We start from the raw sequence: 20,842 nt of genomic DNA, 5'->3' as shown, positions 1-20,842 counted from the left end.
AAAAACCACGCCACCCTGATACATTACCAAATACACCGCCAGTCTCTGATATGAACAGCGCTGATCGCTTTTTGGTGTTGAGGGAGTCGGCATCACCGCTACCTTCTTCAGAATTACACTCTCCAATACCGCTACCTTCTTCAGACATACAAGCTCCAATACTACCGTCTATAGTCAGACCTGAACCTATCGGTATCACACCAGAAGCCGGTGATAAGTATCAAAAAAACGCAGCCAATCCTGTACATCGAACTACGGATATGGCGGTGTCGACTTTGTCTATCGATACTGATACAGGTAGCTATGCCAATGTACGTCGCTATCTAAATGAGGGTCAATTGCCACCTGTCGGTGCCGTGCGAGTAGAAGAGTTGATTAACTATTTTAATTATGAATTTGATGATGGTAAACGTATTGCCAATGCACCGTTTGTCGTTGCAACTGAAGTGGTTGACTCACCATGGGATAAAGCGGATCAAGATAATAAAATCATCAAAGTGGGTATCAAGGCTGTTGATAACAGTTGGTCGAAAAAGTCGGATAAGCAGTCTATACCACCTGCTAATCTCGTATTCTTAGTAGATGTCTCAGGCTCTATGTCTTCTCGCGACAAGCTAGCATTGGCACAGTCTTCGCTTAAACTATTAACAGAGCAAATGCGCGCTCAAGACAGTATCAGTATCGTGACCTATTCAGGTAGTACTAGTGTGGCACTGTCTGCGACCAGTGGTGATCAAAAAGCAAAAATATTGGCTGCGATTGATGGGTTGAATGCATCAGGATCAACTAATGGGGAGGATGCGCTCAAATTGGCTTACAGACAAGCTGAACAAGGACTAAAAAAGGACGGTATCAATCGAATTATGATGCTAACGGATGGTGATTTTAATGTTGGTATTAGTGATGTCGATGAGATGCTGGATTTGGTCAAAGCCAATCGCGATCGTGGTATCTCTTTGTCTACCGTTGGCTTCGGTCGTGGTAATCTCAATGACTACATGATGGAGCAGATGGCGGACAATGGTAATGGTAATTACAGCTATATTGACAGTCTCACTGAAGCAAAAAAAGTCTTTGGGGATGAGCTAGCCGCGACATTTAATACTGTCGCTAAAGATGTAAAAGTCCAAGTTGAGTTTAATCCTGATGTTGTGAGTGAATGGCGCTTGATTGGTTATGAAAATCGTGTCCTTAATGAGCAAGACTTTAACAATGATAAAGTCGATGCAGGCGAGTTGGGCGCAGGCAAAGCAGTTATCGCATTATTTGAAATCACCCCTAAAGGACAAAAAGGCCTATATAGTGAGCGTCGTTATGCTGATAGCACTACCACTACCACTACTAACGTAACCAGCAATCAGAAAGCCAATGAGCTTGGCTATCTAAAAATTCGTTATAAAGAACCAACAGGCGGTGACTCTATACTTATTAATCAGCCACTTCATAATGCCAGTCATTCTCTAGATAAAGCCAACACGGATACTCAGTTTGCGATTTCAGTGGCAGGTTTTGGTCAACGCCTAACCCAGAATGAGTATATTAATGAGTGGCAATACAATGACAGTAGTAAGTTGGCAACAAGTAGTATTGCCCGTCAACCAAACAGCGATTTAGATGGTACTCGCCGTAACTTCGTGATCTTAACGGAATTGGCAGATGCACTTAACGGTACAAAGTAATAAATGGGCAACAGACTCTACCTACAAGTTGTTAAAACTCATTGGTTTTCGTAATTAAGTATTTGATATCAAATTACTTATTTTTCGTCAAGCTTGTTTACGAACTCACGCAGCAATCTTTTATATTGAGTAGTCTGTACAAAGTGTGTATGTTAATAAATAAAGGACTATTTACCACTATATTGTTTGTTTAGCGTCATATGATTACGTCGCAGCCTTGTTTATTACCATGATGGTAGCCAGGTCTGACTTTTTGTATAGCTATCACACTGTGATTCGAATGCGCTGACGGTAGTGTATTATTACTAGGAGAAAAAAGATTATGGAAAATCAAGGAAACTTAATCCGTCGTGATGATAAGGTTTGGCTAAAAACCTATGAAGAACTTGGGCTAGATTACGAGATTAACTTACCAGCTGATAATACCTCACTGATCGATATTTTTGAGCAGAGTTTTGCAACCAATGGCGATAAAACGGCATATATTTGCATGGGTGCGTCACTCAGTTTCCAAGAAGTCGATTTGTACAGCCGTAAAATGGCAGCGTATTTACAGTCGTTAGGGTTGGTCAAGGGTGACAAGGTCGCGGTTATGATGCCCAATATTTTGCAGCTGCCAGTTGCGGTTCTTGCTGTATTGCGTGCAGGCTTAACATTGGTGAATGTAAACCCTTTATACACGACTAGAGAGCTTGAGCATCAACTGACCGATTCTGAGGCCAAAGCCTTAATTATGGTCGAAAACTTTGCCAAAACTTACCAAGATATTGGCAGACCAGTGGTCGATAACGTGATTATCACAGGTATGGGCGATTTGATGGGCACGTTAAAAGGCTTTATTGTCAATACGGTGGTTCGCCGTGTTAAAAAACTGGTGCCAGAATACAATATTCCAAACAGTGTTACCTTTAAAGCCGCACTCAAAAAATTTAGTGCTGGGCAATACAAGCGCCCCACCAATATTAGTTTAAGTGATATTGCTGTTTTGCAATATACCGGCGGTACTACAGGGGTTGCTAAAGGGGCTATGCTCACGCATAAAAACTTGGTCGCCAACTTGATTCAATCAGATACTTTTTTAGGCTCTGCGTTTGATGATTTTGACCAAAGAGGCGAGCAACCAGTCATCATGACGGCATTGCCAATGTATCATATTTTCTCGTTTACCGTTTGCGGTATGTTTGGTTTGCATCGAGGTTGTGCCGTACTATTAGTGCCTAACCCACGTGACCTCGACAGCCTAATTAAAGCCTATAAAGAGAACCCACCAGCGTTTTTCCCTGCCGTTAATACGTTGTTTAATGCGCTTGCCAATAATGAAGAATTTATAGCGATGGATCATAGCAAGCTGCGTCAATCGATGGGTGGCGGCATGGCAGTACTGAGTCCAACAGCAGAAAAGTGGCGTCAAGTAACTGGTAATATTATCATTCAAGGCTATGGCTTGTCTGAAACAGCACCAGTAGCGACCTCTAACCCTAGAAACAGCAAAACATTCACGGGTACCATTGGTGTGCCTATGCCAGCAACTGATGTGGCCATCTTAGATGATGCTGGTAATGAAGTTGAGCTTGGTGAGCGCGGCGAAATCAGTGTTCGTGGCCCACAGGTCATGAAAGGCTATTGGAATCGTGAAGATGCGACGGCTGAGGTCATGACAGCGGATGGATTTTTCCGCACTGGTGATATTGGTATCATGGCTGAAAATGGCTACGTTACTATCGTTGACCGCAAAAAAGACATGATTTTGGTGTCTGGGTTTAACGTCTATCCTAACGAAGTCGAAGAGGTCATGGCAGGTCATCCTAAAATTCTAGAATGCGGTGTTATTGGTATCAATGATGAAAAAAGCGGCGAAACACCTAAAATTTATGTCGTACGTAATGATCCTAGTCTAACGACTGAAGAAGTTATTGAATACGCGAAAGAGCATTTAACAGGCTACAAACGTCCTCGCCACGTTGAGTTTATTGATGAGTTGCCAAAATCTAATGTGGGTAAAATTCTGCGTAAAGACTTACGAGTACTTGAAGAAAAGAACCACGGTTAATTAACTGGCGCTCAATATTGGACAATGAGTGATGAGTGTCTACACAGGTTGGACGCTCATAAATATCGTGATACCAGATGCCTTTATAACTTAAAATGATAAGATTGCTTATATGCTTTCTTGTCATTTTTTTGCTTAAATTTACCTCTTTATGAGGTCGTTAGTATTAATAGAGAAAATTTGACAAAACTGATATAGTGTTTAGCGAAAGCGCTTACTGAAGTATTGTGATATATATTGACAAAACGATGTCTGACTTGCTTTATAAACCTTGTAATATACATATTGTAAATGTGTTTTTCGGTTCAGCTGAACCGAGCTATTGCACCGTTTTTAGAATGAGGACACGCACTAGAGTATTCTACATTTTTAACGGTAATATTTAGGAAAAATTATGACCGACAATATCAATAAAGAGACCATAAACGATAAAGCTGCGACGAGCAATTATCAAGACCGTGCATTTCCTATCATGCCGACAATACCTAGCGATAGTCCATGGTTAGATACTTATGAGCGCTATGGTATCGCTGCTACTATCGATATGCCAGATGACAATACCTCTTTACTTGATGTGTTTGAGCGTAATTTTAGCCGCTATGGTCAAAAACCTGCCTATATCTGTATGGGCGCGTCTATTACCTTCAAGCAATTAGATCTATATAGTCGTCAAATTGCCAGCTATTTGCAGTCATTGGGATTAGTTAAGGGAGATAAGGTTGGGGTAATGATGCCCAATCTCTTGCAATATCCAGTGGTTGCTTTGGGTATTATACGTGCAGGCATGGTGTTGGTTAATATCAATCCTTTATACACTAGCCGTGAGTTATCACATCAGTTACATGATAGTGGTACCAAAGCACTATTCATCGTAGAGAATTTTGCAAAGACATATCAAGAAGCGGAAGACAAAGGTCAGGTTGAGCACGTCATCGTTTGTAAACTTGGTGATATGCTAGGAATGATCAAAGGGGCAGTGGTTAATCTCGTGGCTCGCCATATCAAAAAAATGATTCCTAATTATAGCTTGCCAAATAGTGTGAGTTTTAAACATGCATTAAATGCGGTATCTGCCAGTAAATACCAGCGTCCTGATTTGAATTTAAGTGATGTGGCATTGCTGCAATATACCGGTGGTACTACCGGTGTCGCCAAGGGCGCGATGCTGTCTCATGGTAACTTAGTAGCCAATATGCTACAGGTTAGTGCGCTTATGGACAGTGCATTTGAAGATGATGCTGATGCTAGCGATGTTATCTTAACCGCATTGCCGTTATACCATGTGTTCTCATTTACGGTTTGTGGTATGTGCAGTATGTATCAGGGTTATGCAGGATTGCTGATTCCTAATCCGCGCGATCTCGATGGCCTTATTAAAGAAATGGGCAAACATAAACCCGCTTTTATTCCAGCAGTAAATACCTTATTTAACGGTTTGGTACACAAAGAAAGCTTTGCAGACTTAGATTTTTCTAATCTAAAAGCGTCTATCGGTGGTGGTATGTCTGTATTGCCTAGCGTGGCAAAAGAGTGGCATAAAATTACTGGTTTGCCTATTGTTGAAGGCTATGGTTTGTCTGAAACCTCACCAGTGGTAGCGTTTAATCCAATGACTATTGCAGAATTCACTGGCAAGATTGGTATCCCAGCTTCTAGTACTGATGTGGTATTAATTGATGACGATGAAAATGTAGTCGCACTGGGTGATCGTGGTGAGATTTGTGTTAAAGGTCCACAGGTAATGATTGGCTACCAAAATCGCCCAGAAGAAACAGCTGAAACCTTTACGGCTAGTGGTTATCTAAAAACTGGCGATATCGGTATTATGGATGAAAAAGGCTTTATCAAAATTGTCGATCGTAAAAAAGACATGATTTTGGTCTCGGGGTTTAATGTTTATCCAAATGAGATCGAAGAAGCCATGAGTGAGCATCCAGCAGTGGTAGAGTGTGGTGCTATTGGCGTTCCTAACGAAAACCGTGGTGAAGAGCCAAAGTTGTTTGTGGTCAAAAAAGGCGAGGTGACAGAGCAAGAGTTACTTGATTTTGGCAAAAAGCAATTGACTGGTTATAAACGTCCACGTAGCATTCAGTTCGTTGACGAATTACCAAAATCAAACGTGGGTAAAATTCTACGTAAAGAATTGCGGAAGATAGAAGGCTTAGAATAATTTTTGCTACTAAGCCTTACTAAAGTAGCGGCGTAATAGCTAGAGAGAATCTTGCTATTGCGCCGTTGCCACGTTAGGATAACCTAATTTTATAATATTGCTTTTCATACATCGTACTAGGAATTTTTATGCGCATTGACAATCGTGAGCTTGACCAACTTCGCTCTATCAGCTTTGAGCGCCATTATACCAAACATGCTGAAGGCTCTGTATTAGTGAGTTTTGGCGATACTAAAGTACTGTGTACTGCTAGTGTTGAGTCTGGCGTACCACGCTGGTTGAAAGGCAAAGGCAAGGGCTGGATTACCGCTGAATATGGTATGTTGCCACGCGCGACCAATACCCGAAATCAGCGTGAAGCGGCACGCGGCAAACAATCAGGCCGTACTCAAGAAATCCAACGTCTTATCGGTCGTAGTCTACGTGCGATGATTGACTTGAGCAAGTTGGGTGAAAATACCATTTACCTAGACTGCGATGTATTACAAGCCGATGGTGGCACGCGTACCGCTAGTGTGACTGGTGCTGCGATTGCGCTGATTGATGCGTTAGAGACCATTCAAAAGACCAAAAAACTCAAAGCAGATCCATTAATTGGCTTGGTCGCTGCCGTGTCTGTCGGTATGAAGGATGGCGAGGCGTACCTAGATTTGAACTACGAAGAAGACTCTAGCTGCGATACTGATTTGAACGTGGTTATGACTCAAAAGGGCGAGTTTATCGAGCTACAAGGAACTGCTGAAGAGAAGCCATTTACTCGTGCACAAGCAGACGATATGCTTATTTTGGCCGAAAAAGGTATTGCTGAATTGATTAAAATGCAGCAAACAGCTTTAGGCTGGTAGTCTACTTTTAGTAGATTGTAAGCGGCACTGATTTTTTGATACGACAACGATTCTCTGACAGATAGTTGGTTTTTAATAGCCCGCTATCTGTTACCTAACCGATATCTCGCAATAGGTAACAATGCATGCTTAAGCTGACCGATGATGGCGCCAAAATCACTTTGCAAAGTCAGTCGCAAACGACGGATAGCGGCATGTTTTGGTTCGGGTCTGCGTTATTGGTAGGAGCAGTTGCGGTCGCGATGGCAATGAGTTTTTTATCTGAGCGCCTTGCTATCGGTGCCTTGGCGTTACTGATTATTGGTAGTTTTATTTTTAATCGCCAACGGCAAAAACAAAAAAAATCCATTGCTAGCGTTATCAGTGGCGGGACACTGTGGGTGCGTGCAGGTGAGTTGGTGCATGACAATCAGGGTAAGCGTGAGCACATCCACTTGGCCGATGGTGATACAGCAAAACTCGTTGGCGAACAGTTACAGATAGTTGATGCTAGCGATGCCTGTAAATACCATATTAGTGGTTTTGATAGTGTCCAAGAAGCCACTGCTGCCAAAGCCATTTTGCAAGGTCAAGCGCTATCTAAGCGTCATGTGAATATCAAGATGAGTAATAATTAGCACATATAGTCAAAGAAACATAAGACCTATACGATTGTATTATAGTGCTACTGGTACAAATTTTACTTGCTTGCTGTATTCACAGAGGTTGCGAAAAATTTATCCTAGCAGCACTGTAGCGATTTAAAAATACTTTGACTATAGCTATCATCATTAAAACCAAGACACGCACTAGAGTTGAAGTAACTAACCTTATCAAGGAGGTGAAACCCTACGGCCTCGTTTATTAATAAACCAGGTTTGGTCGCCTTTTTTGACCGCTGCGACACCATCATGGAAACCCTCTGCCTTGTCATAGATGTTTTTGATTACAAGCTTTCCTGAGGTATCAATATAGCCCCATTTCTCCTCTTTTTCGACCGCTGATAAGCCATCACTGAATGGTGAGATGTTCTTATACTCTATAGCCGTTATTAGTTGTTTTTCCTTGTTGGCTAGGCCTTGTAGACGGCCACGCTCGACTAACAATAGTCCGCTGGGTGCCATCCCTACATAAGTATAATCTTCAGATAAATATATTTCACCAGATGAGTCAATAACGCCTTCATGGCCATCTTTTACGATAAAGCCAAAGCCGTTTGAAGAACAGCAGCCGAGTGCGTCATATTCAGGCTTTATCAAGATATTTCCTTGACGGTCTATCAGTCCATATTTATCATCTTTTTTGATCTCTCTAACGCCTGATTCATTATATGGAGAGCCTAGTTCGTCGTATTCTGCTGCTAATACAACTTCTCCTTGAATATTGATGAGGCCTAGTTTTTGGTTTTTTTCGACCTCTATCAATCCTTGTTCATCACGCGGACCAATTGCGTCGTATGTGACAGGTGTGATTACCTTACCTGCTGCATCAGCAAGACCATAAAGATTGTCGTTTCGCAATTCATAGGTGTCTTCATAGAAAACATCGATATCGTCATAATTAGCAGATAGAACGACAGTCCCTTTGTTATTCATAAAGCCATACTTGCCGTCTTTTTTGAATTGTTGAAGTCCTGTCTCATCTATATAGAATCTAGGTAGCTTATCAAACTCGAAAGGCTTTAGAACCTTACCTGTTGCATCCATCAAGCCCCATTTATCTTGCTTTTTTACCTTTAGTACCGTCGGGTTGTATGAAAACATCTCAATATCTTGATATTCAACTGGGGTCAATAACATTCCTAAAGTGCTGGTTAGCCCATAGCGATTGCCTATAGCGACTTTTCCATAATCAGAATTATTACAACAAAACAATCTGTCATATTTTGCAGGCAAAATGATATTTCCTTCATTATCTATCAAGCCTTTTTTTTGCTGTTTTGCCATTAATACCCGATTTTGATCATCATCTAGGCTATCGATCCAATCATATTCTACTGGCAATACAACTTTTCCTGAAGTATCAGCGACGCCATATTTGTCATCCTGCCTCAGACGAAAGTATTGATTGGGATAAAACTGAAGGTTGTCATAAATCATAGGCAGCACTTGCTTGCCTTGTGTAGTAATGGCACCTACCTTATCAGCATGAGCCACAGCGATCAGGCCGTCATTTATAGAGCGCATTCGGTCAAACGTATAGTCCGTTAGTGCGTCTCCTTTTGCGTCTACCAACGCCCACAAAGCATTATCAAGTGTCGCAATGGCTATATTACTTGTCGTTAAACAGGTGACTTGTGTGGCGTCAGCAACCTGAGGCTTGATACATTCATCATCGGCATAAGTCACTGATGATGCTACCAAAAGCCCAACGATAAGTGGTGTTTTAATAGTGAACATCAGGATTTCCAGGTTTTTATTTATTTGAAAGGATAATAACCCAACTTAATTTCAATAGTAAGCGGAAAATAGTTTTTTATGTCACATTTATGGTTTAATGTTTAAGAGTAGACTTGTAATACCTGCTATAAATAGTTTATAAGTAAGGTTAAAAAGTGCTTATTATTTTCGTTTACCTATTTATATCTTATAGACAAGGAATTAGTCATGTTGCGTTTGCCTATATCGTCAGTTACAGCATCTGGCAGTTTCTTATTACTGACTTTTGGCTTGGTTGCTCCAACTCATGCAGATAGTATGAGCGCGCTAATCGCTCAGAAATCAGCTCAATCAACGACAACGACTTCCTATCGCTATCCAGACGTATCGCGTCAAGCGCCTACGGTGTTACCTGCGTTTTTATCTGGTAATTATGACAATGTCGATAGTGAGTATTTACCGTTATTAAGTAGTGCAGAAACGCAAAGTAGCCCTGCTGCTCGTGAGGTGGTCAGTACCGCTCGTAAGATGGCGCTTAATGAACGTACCATTATTCAAGGTGGCTGCTGGGATTACTTAAATGCGGTATTTAATCGAGCAGGGGTGACACGCGATACCATTCACAAAGGCACTTATGGTCAAGGCCCTTATGCTAGTAGTGGCGAGATTGAGGTTGGGGATTGGCTGTACTATATCAACCATGGTTATAATGACGTCGAGCACAGTGGGTTGTTTGTCGGCTGGGTCGATGAACGCGCGAAGCAAGCGTTAATATTAAGCTATGCTGGTGAAAACCGCCGTGAGCCTGCCCGTTACCGTGTCTATGATTTGAGTAATGTTTATCAAATCATGCGTCCTAGTGTCTAGCTCTCTTAAGATACAACAGACCCTAATAAAAAAGCGTCCGTCACTTGTATTAGTGATGGACGCTTTTGATTGTTGAGTATCAACGATTTTGCTGATTTTAGAAAGGTTTTACCACGACCAAAATAACGATAAATATTAACGCAAACACTGGTATTTCATTAAACCAGCGCCAAAACTTATGTGACTTATAGTGTGGGTTATCAATGAGCTTTTTACGGTACAAACCGCAAGCACCATGATAGCCAGACAATAATACGACCAATAATAGTTTTACGTGCAACCAGCCTTGCGTTTTATAGACATCCCATCCTAGCCCAACCATCCATAGACCAAAGATCCATGTAGCTATCATCGATGGAGTCATGATACCGCGATAGAGTTTGCGCTCCATAATACTAAAGCGCTCTTGGCTGATGGCATCATCGCTCATTGCATGATAGACAAATAGGCGCGGTAAATAAAATATCGCCGCAAACCAACACACCATCGAGATAATGTGTGCCGCCTTAATCCAGTTAAAATAATCTGCCATTATAGTCCCTCTTGCTTAGCTTGTAATTTATGCTAATCTGCCAATACCACTTGTGATTGATGACCGCTCATAGCATCTATTACAGGCAATACTTTGGGTGCTCTTGGTGCAGCAAACTGCTTGGTGAGGCCAAGCTCACGCATGAGTCTGTCATCACCTGATTGACTGGCATTGCCTGTAGTCAGCAGTTTATCACCATAAAAAAATGAATTGGCACCCGCCATAAAGGCCAATGCCTGCTCAGAGTCAGATAGGCTTTCGCGACCAGCAGACAAACGTACATAACTGGTTGGGCAGCAAATCCGTGCCACAGCGATGGTACGAATCCACTCAAGCACTGGAAGCTGACCTTCGGCCAATACTTTATCGCCAATAGGTGTGCCAGCAACAGGTACGAGCAAGTTAACTGGAATAGACTCAGGTGCTTTTGGCATTTTTAGCAGTTCATGTACCCAGTCGATACGGTCTTCACGGCTTTCACCCATGCCAACGATATTACCACTACAGACATTGATGCCTGAGTTGCGGACATTGTCTATCGTATCCAAGCGCTCGTCATAGCTACGTGTACTGACGACTTGCTCATAATAGCTGCGTGAGGTATCTAGGTTGTGATTGTAATAATCCAATCCAGCCTCTGCCAATTGCGTCGCTTGATTGGTATCTAACATACCAAGCGTCATACAGGTTTCAAGCCCTAATGCTTTGACTTCTTTAATGAGCTCAACCACATAGGGCATATCTTTTGCGCTTGGATGTTTCCAGGCCGCACCCATGCAGAATCGTGACGAGCCACTGTTTTTGGCACGTTTGGCAGCGGCAATGACTTTGTCCACTTCTATACGTTTCTCGGCTTGGAGTTTGGTGGTATCGCGATGGTGACCTGACTGTGAGCAGTAGCCACAATCTTCAGGGCAGTTACCTGTTTTAATAGACAACAAGGTGCTGATTTGTACTTCATTTGCTTTAAAGTTCTCTCGGTGTATCGTTTGTGCTTGTAGCAGCAAATCCATCAAAGGCAAATCAAACAGTTTTTCGATGTCTGCACGGGTGTGTTTATGAGTGGTTTTTTGGTTGGCTGTAGTAGCATCTGTGGCTAGGTTGGCCAAAAAGTCACTGTTGCTGTTATTTTGATTGTCTACTGTGCTAGTGGGGCTACTGGCATTAGGTTCTGAGATGCTAAGTAATCCTGCCATGAGATAAGTCCTTTTATAACGATATTAAGTAAATCTAACTATTTTTTGTCTTAAAAAAAATAAAAAAGGCTGCGATATAGTATACCGTAACCTTTTTAGAAAATCAGAGCGCCACTCTATTGTATTTATATTAAATACAATAGAGTAGATTAACAGTAACTATGTGATGTTCAGTTTGCCATTCAGTGTTCTGACGATTCATATCTGATTGTTCGTATCTAGTTATTTGCCCAATTTATGCTTGGCAACACCAATCCAGTGATTGGCAAAATTCTGTGCTTTGTAAGCATAAGGCTTTGCTTTTTGAAGGTATGGTTTGCACTCTTCTGGAACTTCTGGAACGATATGTTTGGCAAGTTTATTAAACCACATCATTAAGCTGTAGTCGCCTTCGATGCTCAAGTTGCCTTCTTGAACGGCTGTCATAAAGGCTGGCAAGTTGCCTTTAGTCAACAGCTTAACACCAGTCATAGAATCTTTAAAGTTGATGGTCAAATCAGCCGATTTTGCATGACCGCTATATTGGCTAAAGTCGCCATTATCAAAGACAAAGTAACGGGCGATATCAGCTTCAGTGCTAGAAAATTCGATAGTCACACTACGGTCAGCAAATAGTGCTTTCACTTTTTCATCATCGCTATCAGCGAGCATAGACAAGCGGTAACCAATCACCGCCAACAATACGTCTAAAGGATCAGACTTAATATCTAACACAGGAATAGTAAACATAATCGAACTCCTAAAAAATGAGACGCAAAACAATGCGTACTTTATAACAATTTTTGCGACAAATATATAATTAGATTATAACTGATTGATGGCATTTAATTCTTTAGGAGTTACGTAGGGAGTATTAAGTATCTTGTAACATTCGATGACGTCAGTATGATTGATGACGTCAATATGATTGATATAGTATTGAGCGTACTAATGGAAGCGTGGCTGATAGTCATCATCATAAACCGGCGTGTGCTCGATATAGCGAGATGCTTCCAGCTCACGCTGCAGTTGCACAGATTGACTAAGATCATCATAACGTAATGCTCGATATAATACCCAACTTGCTAGTGGTAGCCAACTGATACCCATGGCGATGATATAGCTGTGCCATTCTGATAGCATAAAGTGACTCAATATCAGGCTGTGGATGATTTCAACGGCTAGCCAATAGACCATACCACCAAATAGGTACAGCAGCAGCCAACGTTGAGACGATATGGCGAGTACAATTATTAACACTGCTAATAAGCTATAGCCAAGCCAAGCAGCATTGCTCCATGTCGTTATGTCGATAAAAGAAAATATAGTCAGTAACATCATTCATCTCGCTATTCATAAGGTGAATTCCAATAAGACTATTATGAAAGTTTACTGAGCAAAGCTGAAGAGGGTAGAGGTCACTTTGCGACAACCGATGACGTTTGGTTTTTTAGCCTACTTAGTGGTTTACTAGGGTGGGGCTTGAGACTAAGCGCCATAAGGATAGGCGCTTATTTCTAACAGGAAGAGCGATTTTTTTTAAATGTAGGACGACATTCACGTGTGTTGTTTTGTGAGAAGTTTTGTGTGCTTAATGGTGATTAAACATCGTCATTATGATGGTTGTTATGACGACCCCACCAAGAGATAAATGATACCAAGACAGCACCCAATACCATCAGTCCCAGTGTTGTGAGCCAATGCGCACCTGTAGGGTAATGCCATGGCATCACATTGATGACGGTCTCACTATCAAGTGTGTTTAAGGTATCTACTTTCCATGGCCATATTTTTATCAAGGAGCCTGCGATAAAGCCTGTGAGCAGTGCCAACATTGCTTGATAGTAGCGAGATAACAACCATTTAAGTGCGTGGGTAAATAGTAGTAGTCCAGTGAGCATTCCTGCCATAACTGTGAAAATAGCGGTGAAGTTAAGGGTGTGTACCGCTTCTAATACAGCGTCATAAGCACCTAGTAATAAGAGGATAAAAGAGCCAGATATCCCTGGTAATATCATGGCACAAATCGCAATTGCTCCTGCAAAAAACAAATAAGCTAAGCTTGGTGTGGTGGATAGTAACGGCAAACTGCTAATAACCACTGCACTAACGAGACCTGCTGCGAACAGCAGCGCTCGGCCTATATTCCACCGTTTAATCTCGCTTAATAATATAAATATGGTGGCGACGACCAATCCAAAAAAGAACGACCAAATTAGTAAGGGCTGGTTATCTAATAGGTGCTTGATAATGCCTGCTAAAGTGGCAAAGCTGGTGGCGATACCGAGTAACAAGCACAATAAGAATGTTGCATCAACCTGCCGCCACACAGCAAACAAGCCTTTGATACCACCTTCTTGTCGGAATATTTGCCACAGATTGGGACCGATGCTACCGAGTGCATTGATCAGACGCTCATAAACGCCAGCAATCAGTGCGATGGTGCCGCCAGAGACGCCAGGCACGATATCCGCTGCGCCCATTGCTATTCCTTTGACATACACGCCTAACAATGCTTTTGGACTATCGGTAGCAGTCGCATGGGTATCCAATGGCTGTGGATCTGACGACTCGCTTGGTCGCGGTGATGGTGATGCCGTCATGGACAATCCTTGATTATGTCAAAATAAGTGTTGGTGATAAAAAGTAAGCGTGGAGAGTAGATGTTCATAGTTGTGTTCAAGCTATAAGTCTAAAGATAGCACTATCAAAATATTGGTATAAACGATGGCGACACAGCACAAGAGCCAGATTGATGATAAAAAATCAACCTAGCTTTTTATATGGTTTGGAGAGTGATTGTACGCATCTAGCATTTATTCAGCAGGGGCAAGCGCTGGATAGCCAAGCGCATAAAGAGCACCTTCAAGTCCAGTCACATTGATAGCAGAGTCGGCACGTGCTTGGACAATAGGTTTGGCATGATAGGCGATACCTAAATCAGCGATAGCCATCATTGGCAAATCATTCGCCCCATCACCAATACAGACAACTTGTGACATATCTATGCCCAAGCGCTCTGCCGTATGTTCAACAATGGCCGCTTTTTTGGCACCATTTACGATAGGCAATTGAACATGACCAGTGACTTTGCCTTCTTCAATATCTAAGAAGTTGGCATGCACTTCATCAATCCCCAATTGCTCTGCGATATAACGGGCAAAATAAGTAAAGCCACCTGAAACCAATACCGTGTGATAGCCCAAAGCTTTGAGTGCACTGATCGTGGTACGAGCACCTGGTGATAAAGTTAATCGACTACAAATATCATCGAGTACGTTAGTTGGAATGTCTTTTAACAACGCCACACGTTGGGCAAAAGATTCGTCAAAATCGATTTCGCCGCGCATTGCTGATTCGGTGATGGCAGCGACTTTGTCACCGATACCTGCCGTTTTGGCCAGCTCGACGATGACTTCTTGCTCGATTAACGTGGAGTCCATATCAAAACAGGCAAGTTTATGGGTACGTAGCATATGACCGACGGATAAAATATGACAGTCGACGACATCTACGTTATCTGCGCTATCGGCACTGCGAGTGTTTTTATATTCTTCAGCCAAATCATGACGTAAACGTGTGGTCAGCTGATCGTCAATGATATGAGCGGCGGCGGTTTTTTTGGCAGGGTGCATTAATGTGTCAGTGACTGGTACTAGCAGATAGCGAAATACTTGTGATTGCGTAAATGGTAAACGCTGTGCATTTTTTGCTGTTGGTTCTATGTCAGAAACACTGATATTGACAAAGCTTGCATCGCTGTCTTCAGCAACGGTGACCAGATGCCAATTTGGCTGCTCATCGACCCACGATTGCACATATTGATGAATATCAAGGGTTGATACTTTAGTCGGTAACACCACAATTAGGGCAAAAACAGGTAGTGACTGTAATGCGTCAAAGTCTTGTAAATTGGTATCGTTAGGTAAGAGAGACGCAATAGAATCAACGGCTTGTTGCCATGCTTTGCTGTCTTTTGGTAACGAATAAGATGTATTGTTTGGCATGGCTCAATTGTCCCTTGTATGCTCATATAAGATTGGGAATAATAGCAGCTTTCCTTGGCAGCGCCTATAGATGACACACAAAGTATCATGGTGACCGGAAAACGACTGTAATAGATAAAGAAGCATTTAAAATGGAATGCTATTATCATAGAATTATAAAGCGGCTAACGCTATAAGACTGGTTATGGTGATATAGTAGAGAGGATAGCGAACTGTATTCATGATAAAGTTATCAGTCATAGCTCGTTCAGTGTATACCAGTTTATTAACGTATCATTTATAACGAATATTTTATGCCTGTGTCCGTTATAAATATGTGTGCTGCACCATTTTTTAAAATTAGCCAAAAAATGAGCGATAGCCTTGTTTTTTAATTTCTTTTATCCAAAAAAGTTTAACATATCATGACGTATTTAGCGCCGCGGCAAGGGTTGTTTGCCATTATTCTTCTGGTTAGTTTTTGTTTGCAGACTCTCTTATTGGTCATTAGTACTGATCAACAGTTGAGCAAAAGTCGCGCGTTAAAAGGCGAGCAGATGGTTGCACAGCTGATTGATGAAGCTAGGCTGTCTTTAGAAAATAAAGACCGTGTCAGCTTAAGTGTGATTGCCAATCGCTATACCAGCGAGCAAGACGTGACAAAGATACTGATCACTGACAATAAAGATGAAATATTGGTACCAGTTGGCAATGCCCCTATGCAGCAGGGTGAGACGATTCGTCAAATTGCTACAAATGGTGATGCCGTAATTGGTAGTGTTGCACTGACCTTAAAGGATATTAGTAAAGGCGAGATTATCGCCATGCAATGGCCGTTTGTCATTGGCACTATGCTGTTGCATTTACTACTTTGGCTCATTTACGGCTATATTGCCCGTCCAACCAAAGAGCAAATCAATGCGCTCAGCCGTGATATTCAAGATTTGCATCGTGATCAGTATGTAGAAATCAATCAGCGCAATCGTAATCGCGAAAGCCGCTCAGCGGATAGCCAAGTAAATGAACATAAAGAAACAGACAGTCCCGTTGAAAACCCAATCGAAAAACCAACAACCAACGCTCGTAAATTTAATGTGCATAGTGAAGTAAATGAGTACTTAAGAACGCAACAGAATCAGGATGTGGAAAGTGATGCGACAGGATCTATGGCTAGTGCTGTTGATAACACAGCTACTGAGCAAGTAGAGAAAAGCACGACACAAGAAGAAACAAGTGATATTGATGACACGATTCATAAGCCTCATAATGCCACCCGCCTGTCTGCTACACGCTCACTTGATAGCGTGAGAGTGCAGATTGTCTTTCATGATGAGTTTAATATGCTTGAGCGCCTGGCACCAGCGCAGCGTTTGCCGTATTTGGCATTATGTACGCAGCTACTGAACCAAGCGGTGACTGAGTTACTGAAGCAGCCGTTGCTGCTAGGTGTCAGCGCAATGAATGAACCACAATTCGATGATGGTGGTGCGAGTGTGTTGTTAAAAGCAGATAACAGTCATGCTAAGGTCGCGTTGGCAGGTGTGATGCTTGGTAAATTATACCTAATGCTCAACAAGATTATTCATGATAAGCATATTGAGCTTTCACGCTTTGCTTTACCTGCAAAAGCGGGTGTCAGCGATGATGCCCAAAGTGAGGCTATGACGCAACTACTACACAGCGTTGGCAAAAAAGAGCAAATGCTAATATTGCTCCCGAATGCTGGACTCAAACAAATCGGTAATCATGTGCAAGTTCAAAGTATCATGCGACCAACCACTGTTTATGAACGTGAGTGTGCCATATTTGATGGTGGTAATGACTCGATGATTCAACGATTAGCTGACGTCCGTAATTCAGTCCTAATGATCGAAAGTGAAGATGAGCCAGATATTTCATAGAAAAGATTTGGCGGTAACTATTTTTACCAATTTATGGATGATTGTCTGTTATATTGACCATATCGTTATCTTGGCTTAGCAAAGGAAAGTAATAAAAAGGATTGACAACGTTCAGTAGAGACTTTATAAGGCATATATATATTAATGTATTCTTAATACCTTTGCCAAAAATGATAGGAGTTTGTCATGAGTGATGCTGATATTGACAACGATTTTGATGATGATTTTGTTGACGATGATGATGCAAAGATGGTGGAAGAGGCCGAGACGAGTGTGCGTACGCGCTTAAGTAGTCTTGAGAAGCGTCGACTAATCGATAACTTGTTAGAAGAAAAACGTTTGGCCAGAGAGCTAAAAGATGACTTAGATGACATCGATAGTTTCGATGAAGATGGCGATGACTGGGACGATGACGATTTTTAGTATTTGGGCTGAATTGTTATGTTCTGGTAAGGGCGTTAAGCCATTTAAGCCGACTAAAGTATCGAAATAACAGGTTATCAGTGGACTTTATTAATCCAGTGATGTTCTGTTTTCCAAATTTCTATTATTGTCATTAACCTATTCAGATGATCCTTATCTTCAAACCATCCATGATTCTGTATTCAGTCAATCGTTTATTACGACTGCTGCAACTCACCCTTCAAGGACAATTATACTATGAGCAACCCATTAAGTTTTGACGAATTATTAGACTATATGGACAACCAAGAGAGTCAGTTTGTACTTGACAGTGTCGCTGCGCATGGTTTTTTGACAGCGACGGTCATTGGACGTCCATTACCTAACTGGATGGATGCGCTGTTTGAAGGTCATGCCAGTGAAATTCCAGACAATGTCATCGACGGTATTCAACGCTGGCGTGACTCAATCATCGCTGAGCTAAAAAATGAGACACCTATTGAGCTACCATTTGGTGAAGATGCTGGTGATGAAGAAGTGGCAGTCGATTTTTCAGATGAGTCAGATATCGTTGCTTGGTCAATTGGCTTTGTTGATGCGATGTATGGCGATGAAGCCAGTGATTGGTTTGAAGATGAAGAAACAGCAGAAGACGTGGCAGTTTTGACTTTGCCAATGATTGTTCTAAGCGGTATTGATGATGAAGATCCAGAGCTTTCTGAGATGCGTAAAGATGAAGATAAAATGGCGCAAATGGCCAACAGCATCGAAGGCAATTTGACTGAATTGTTTTTGTTGTTTCATACCAATGATTAATTTTGGGTATATCACCAAACGCCACAGGCCAATTATGAAAAAGTTATTATTATGTTCGATTTTGGGATCTGTCAGTTTAGTCGGTTGCACTACAACATCTTCTTTGAACACGAAGAGTAATGTAAGTGTAGCGAAGATGAAGGTGGACTCTATCAATGTCACTTTGAGGCAAAAATATGACAATCCAGTGTTTTATAGTCAAGCTGATATTGAGCAGTACCTTAGTAATTGTTTAGTTACTGAGTTGTCTAAAGAGGGCAAGTATCAGGCGAATGCAAATGCTGGTTTAGATATAGATGTAGATTATAGAAGAATTTACTCGGGCGAAGCATTTGGTATGCAGAAATCTATCGGTAGCCCCGAAATTGCCTATAGCTATCAAGTTATTAGTGATAACAAAATTCTACAGCAAAATGAAGAAAAAGAGCTTTTTGTAAACGCAGGATTACTAGGAAATTTTAACTATGTAGGTAACACTGAAAAAGAAGATGAAAATATGTATATAGATGCGTTATGTCGTCATATTGCTCAGAAAATTTACTGATTTTTTAATTAGGTTACGATACTATGCAACTCTCCAATCTTGAGCACTTACCCAATTATCAAATTACCGAGCGTTTGGACGTGGTGTACGGTAGTACGGTGCGCTCAAAGCACGTCGGTAAAGACTTGTTTGCGGGGTTAAAAAACATCGTCGGTGGCGAGCTGACCGCTTATACCGAGCTATTAGAAGAGTCGCGTCAAGAAGCGATAGATCGCATGATTGTCAAAGCGAAAGCATTGGGCGCGGATGCTATCGTCGGTCTGCGTTTTTCGACTTCTAGTATCACACAAGGTGCATCTGAGCTGTTCGTCTATGGTACAGCTGTTAAGGTCGTACCCATAGCGCAACAATCTTACCAAAACCCACCAAGTGATGCTCATCATCAATCGGGTCACTCTCCAGACATACAACAGCCAAACGCGCAACATTCAAACGCGCAAAACTCAGAGTCAAATAATGACTTGCCACGTTTCCATCCTTTTGATTAGCTAACCAACGCTGAAAGCATTGATGCTTTTTTTATGATAAGAGACGTGCTATGAATAACTCACTTACCCAGTTTCTGCTCAACTATGCACCGTTTGTTTTATTATTCGCGGTCGGCTGGTTCTTTGGCACGCGTCATGAGCGTCAGCATCTAGCGCAGTTAAGCATCGCAGAGCAAGAGCTAAATCATATTATTGTTTCAAGTGAACGCTTTTATCGTCCTCAGTTGGCTGTTGATAGTCAGGGTGAACTGGTACTTGGCAGCGTGGTTATCGGTCAAGATTATTTCAAAATGATTATCGCACGCGTCTTAAGTATCTTTGGTAAGAATCTAACCACTTATGAAACACTTTTAGATCGTGCGCGCCGCGAAGCCATCGTACGGATGCGTATCGAAGCTAAAGCGAAAGGCTACAACCATATTTATGGCTTGCGTCTTGAAGTGAGCAATGTGAACGAGTTGGGCAGTATGGTAGAAGCCATCGCCTATGGTACGGCAGTTATCAGTACTGACCATCTCTAAAGTCCTGCCAATTTAAAATATGTCCTTAATCTCGCTGTCTTTCTTATCCCAAAGTAAGCATTTTTCTTAGTTATCCTTGCATTGCTATCAATATCTAACAAGAAATTATAGAGGGTCGACTATATTATGCTTGAACTTTTTTTCTGGGGATTCATGCTGCTTTTACAGATTGTTTTTGGGCTATTGATGTTTTATGGTGTGTTCAAAGTGATGATTTGGCGTAGTCACTCAACTCGTTCAAAGCGTGGATCGGATTCAGCGGGAGGTGACTTTGATAATAGTCATAGTAGTGGAACTGGTAGCACTGACTTTTGCGGCGGTGATGGTGGCGGCGGCGGGTGTGACTGAGCGGTGATCAAATCTAGTCACATAAGTAATATTTCAAACAAAAGTCTATATATGACTGTCTGGTAGCTTGATTCTTTCAATAAATAGTGATTATAAAGCTATACTATTTTTGGTGGTGTATCAAAAAGTATGCTGGAGTAATAAAAGAAGGGTGACAGCCG

The 20,842-nt window shown here is 41.7% G+C and carries 20 protein-coding genes; 13 read left to right on the top strand and 7 right to left on the bottom strand.

Annotation, left to right across the window (positions count from 1 at the left end):
- The 5 genes from ACT3QP_RS10990 to ACT3QP_RS10970 form a co-directional block, all read left to right on the top strand.
- The coding region (locus ACT3QP_RS10990; protein ID WP_444525532.1) for a vWA domain-containing protein at positions 1 to 1,679 on the top strand (1,679 nt) is incomplete at its 5' end.
- A 322-nt stretch (positions 1,680 to 2,001) separates the two neighbouring features.
- Positions 2,002 to 3,729 carry an AMP-binding protein gene (locus ACT3QP_RS10985; RefSeq protein ID WP_444525531.1) on the top strand — a complete coding sequence of 576 codons (1,728 nt, stop codon included), beginning with the start codon at positions 2,002 to 2,004 and terminating at the stop codon, positions 3,727 to 3,729.
- A gap of 394 nt (positions 3,730 to 4,123) precedes the next feature.
- Positions 4,124 to 5,899: an AMP-binding protein gene (locus ACT3QP_RS10980; RefSeq protein ID WP_444525530.1), complete on the top strand. Its 1,776-nt coding sequence runs from the start codon at positions 4,124 to 4,126 to the stop codon at positions 5,897 to 5,899.
- A gap of 128 nt (positions 5,900 to 6,027) precedes the next feature.
- Positions 6,028 to 6,744, top strand: coding sequence for a ribonuclease PH (gene rph, locus ACT3QP_RS10975; protein WP_444525529.1), 717 nt, complete (start codon positions 6,028 to 6,030; stop codon positions 6,742 to 6,744).
- Between the two features lie 125 nt (positions 6,745 to 6,869).
- Entirely contained in the window at positions 6,870 to 7,361 is a 492-nt protein-coding gene (locus tag ACT3QP_RS10970; RefSeq protein WP_444525528.1) for a hypothetical protein, read from the top strand.
- Positions 7,362 to 7,556: 195 nt separating this feature from the next.
- On the opposite strand, the gene ACT3QP_RS10965 is transcribed toward ACT3QP_RS10970, so the two are convergent.
- The gene (locus tag ACT3QP_RS10965; protein ID WP_444525527.1) at positions 7,557 to 9,122 is read right to left on the bottom strand and encodes a WG repeat-containing protein; all 1,566 of its coding nucleotides are present in this window, start codon (positions 9,120 to 9,122) and stop codon (positions 7,557 to 7,559) included.
- A 207-nt stretch (positions 9,123 to 9,329) separates the two neighbouring features.
- On the opposite strand from ACT3QP_RS10965, the gene ACT3QP_RS10960 reads away from it, so the two are divergent.
- Positions 9,330 to 9,968 (top strand): hypothetical protein, encoded by a 639-nt coding sequence (locus ACT3QP_RS10960; protein WP_444525526.1) that lies wholly within the window; start codon positions 9,330 to 9,332, stop codon positions 9,966 to 9,968.
- Between the two features lie 97 nt (positions 9,969 to 10,065).
- Here ACT3QP_RS10960 and hemJ read toward each other — a convergent pair whose 3' ends face one another.
- The 6 genes from hemJ to serB all read right to left on the bottom strand — a co-directional run bounded on the left by hemJ (position 10,066) and on the right by serB (position 15,682).
- Entirely contained in the window at positions 10,066 to 10,500 is a 435-nt protein-coding gene (gene hemJ, locus ACT3QP_RS10955; RefSeq protein WP_444525525.1) for a protoporphyrinogen oxidase HemJ, read from the bottom strand.
- 32 nt (positions 10,501 to 10,532) lie between these two features.
- Positions 10,533 to 11,696, bottom strand: a complete 1,164-nt coding sequence (gene bioB / locus ACT3QP_RS10950; protein WP_444525524.1) for a biotin synthase BioB — start codon at positions 11,694 to 11,696, stop codon at positions 10,533 to 10,535.
- Positions 11,697 to 11,918: 222 nt separating this feature from the next.
- Entirely contained in the window at positions 11,919 to 12,425 is a 507-nt protein-coding gene (locus tag ACT3QP_RS10945) for an SCP2 sterol-binding domain-containing protein (protein ID WP_192519909.1), read from the bottom strand.
- 198 nt (positions 12,426 to 12,623) lie between these two features.
- Positions 12,624 to 13,016, bottom strand: a complete 393-nt coding sequence (gene aciT, locus ACT3QP_RS10940) for an AciT family ciprofloxacin tolerance protein (RefSeq protein ID WP_444525523.1) — start codon at positions 13,014 to 13,016, stop codon at positions 12,624 to 12,626.
- Between the two features lie 260 nt (positions 13,017 to 13,276).
- Positions 13,277 to 14,278, bottom strand: a complete 1,002-nt coding sequence (locus tag ACT3QP_RS10935) for a DUF368 domain-containing protein (RefSeq protein WP_444525522.1) — start codon at positions 14,276 to 14,278, stop codon at positions 13,277 to 13,279.
- Between the two features lie 213 nt (positions 14,279 to 14,491).
- Complete coding sequence (gene serB, locus ACT3QP_RS10930) at positions 14,492 to 15,682, bottom strand: phosphoserine phosphatase SerB (protein ID WP_444525521.1); 1,191 nt, start codon at positions 15,680 to 15,682, stop codon at positions 14,492 to 14,494.
- A 404-nt stretch (positions 15,683 to 16,086) separates the two neighbouring features.
- Between serB and ACT3QP_RS10925 the strand changes: the two genes are divergently transcribed.
- From ACT3QP_RS10925 to ACT3QP_RS10895, 7 genes are all read left to right on the top strand, one after another.
- Positions 16,087 to 17,562 carry a hypothetical protein gene (locus ACT3QP_RS10925; protein ID WP_444525520.1) on the top strand — a complete coding sequence of 492 codons (1,476 nt, stop codon included), beginning with the start codon at positions 16,087 to 16,089 and terminating at the stop codon, positions 17,560 to 17,562.
- A gap of 186 nt (positions 17,563 to 17,748) precedes the next feature.
- Positions 17,749 to 17,985 (top strand): PA3496 family putative envelope integrity protein, encoded by a 237-nt coding sequence (locus tag ACT3QP_RS10920; protein ID WP_444525519.1) that lies wholly within the window; start codon positions 17,749 to 17,751, stop codon positions 17,983 to 17,985.
- Between the two features lie 237 nt (positions 17,986 to 18,222).
- On the top strand, positions 18,223 to 18,780 hold the full coding sequence (locus ACT3QP_RS10915) for a YecA/YgfB family protein (protein WP_444525518.1): 558 nt from the start codon (positions 18,223 to 18,225) through the stop codon (positions 18,778 to 18,780).
- A gap of 34 nt (positions 18,781 to 18,814) precedes the next feature.
- On the top strand, positions 18,815 to 19,324 hold the full coding sequence (locus ACT3QP_RS10910) for a hypothetical protein (protein ID WP_444525517.1): 510 nt from the start codon (positions 18,815 to 18,817) through the stop codon (positions 19,322 to 19,324).
- Between the two features lie 23 nt (positions 19,325 to 19,347).
- Positions 19,348 to 19,812: a YbjQ family protein gene (locus tag ACT3QP_RS10905; RefSeq protein WP_444525516.1), complete on the top strand. Its 465-nt coding sequence runs from the start codon at positions 19,348 to 19,350 to the stop codon at positions 19,810 to 19,812.
- 50 nt (positions 19,813 to 19,862) lie between these two features.
- On the top strand, positions 19,863 to 20,333 hold the full coding sequence (locus ACT3QP_RS10900; RefSeq protein WP_444525515.1) for a YbjQ family protein: 471 nt from the start codon (positions 19,863 to 19,865) through the stop codon (positions 20,331 to 20,333).
- A gap of 126 nt (positions 20,334 to 20,459) precedes the next feature.
- On the top strand, positions 20,460 to 20,681 hold the full coding sequence (locus tag ACT3QP_RS10895; protein ID WP_444525514.1) for a hypothetical protein: 222 nt from the start codon (positions 20,460 to 20,462) through the stop codon (positions 20,679 to 20,681).
- The last annotated feature ends 161 nt before the right edge of the window (positions 20,682 to 20,842 follow it).

It is taken from the genome of Psychrobacter sp. AOP7-B1-24 (assembly GCF_052376215.1).
Taxonomy (GTDB): domain Bacteria; phylum Pseudomonadota; class Gammaproteobacteria; order Pseudomonadales; family Moraxellaceae; genus Psychrobacter.
Note: the sequence above shows the minus strand (reverse complement) of the source record. Positions and strands in the feature narration are given on the sequence as shown.

Excerpts from the sequence above, each read along its gene's own strand:
- ACT3QP_RS10985 (WP_444525531.1), top strand. The coding sequence starts at position 2,002 with ATGGAAAATCAAGGAAACTTAATCCGTCGTGATGATAAGGTTTGGCTA.
- ACT3QP_RS10980 (WP_444525530.1), top strand. The coding sequence starts at position 4,124 with ATGACCGACAATATCAATAAAGAGACCATAAACGATAAAGCTGCGACG.
- rph (WP_444525529.1), top strand. The coding sequence starts at position 6,028 with ATGCGCATTGACAATCGTGAGCTTGACCAACTTCGCTCTATCAGCTTT.
- ACT3QP_RS10970 (WP_444525528.1), top strand. The coding sequence starts at position 6,870 with ATGCTTAAGCTGACCGATGATGGCGCCAAAATCACTTTGCAAAGTCAG.
- ACT3QP_RS10965 (WP_444525527.1), bottom strand. The coding sequence starts at position 9,122 with ATGTTCACTATTAAAACACCACTTATCGTTGGGCTTTTGGTAGCATCA.
- ACT3QP_RS10960 (WP_444525526.1), top strand. The coding sequence starts at position 9,330 with ATGTTGCGTTTGCCTATATCGTCAGTTACAGCATCTGGCAGTTTCTTA.
- hemJ (WP_444525525.1), bottom strand. The coding sequence starts at position 10,500 with ATGGCAGATTATTTTAACTGGATTAAGGCGGCACACATTATCTCGATG.
- bioB (WP_444525524.1), bottom strand. The coding sequence starts at position 11,696 with ATGGCAGGATTACTTAGCATCTCAGAACCTAATGCCAGTAGCCCCACT.
- ACT3QP_RS10945 (WP_192519909.1), bottom strand. The coding sequence starts at position 12,425 with ATGTTTACTATTCCTGTGTTAGATATTAAGTCTGATCCTTTAGACGTA.
- aciT (WP_444525523.1), bottom strand. The coding sequence starts at position 13,016 with ATGATGTTACTGACTATATTTTCTTTTATCGACATAACGACATGGAGC.
- ACT3QP_RS10935 (WP_444525522.1), bottom strand. The coding sequence starts at position 14,278 with ATGACGGCATCACCATCACCGCGACCAAGCGAGTCGTCAGATCCACAG.
- serB (WP_444525521.1), bottom strand. The coding sequence starts at position 15,682 with ATGCCAAACAATACATCTTATTCGTTACCAAAAGACAGCAAAGCATGG.
- ACT3QP_RS10925 (WP_444525520.1), top strand. The coding sequence starts at position 16,087 with ATGACGTATTTAGCGCCGCGGCAAGGGTTGTTTGCCATTATTCTTCTG.
- ACT3QP_RS10920 (WP_444525519.1), top strand. The coding sequence starts at position 17,749 with ATGAGTGATGCTGATATTGACAACGATTTTGATGATGATTTTGTTGAC.
- ACT3QP_RS10915 (WP_444525518.1), top strand. The coding sequence starts at position 18,223 with ATGAGCAACCCATTAAGTTTTGACGAATTATTAGACTATATGGACAAC.
- ACT3QP_RS10910 (WP_444525517.1), top strand. The coding sequence starts at position 18,815 with ATGAAAAAGTTATTATTATGTTCGATTTTGGGATCTGTCAGTTTAGTC.
- ACT3QP_RS10905 (WP_444525516.1), top strand. The coding sequence starts at position 19,348 with ATGCAACTCTCCAATCTTGAGCACTTACCCAATTATCAAATTACCGAG.
- ACT3QP_RS10900 (WP_444525515.1), top strand. The coding sequence starts at position 19,863 with ATGAATAACTCACTTACCCAGTTTCTGCTCAACTATGCACCGTTTGTT.
- ACT3QP_RS10895 (WP_444525514.1), top strand. The coding sequence starts at position 20,460 with ATGCTTGAACTTTTTTTCTGGGGATTCATGCTGCTTTTACAGATTGTT.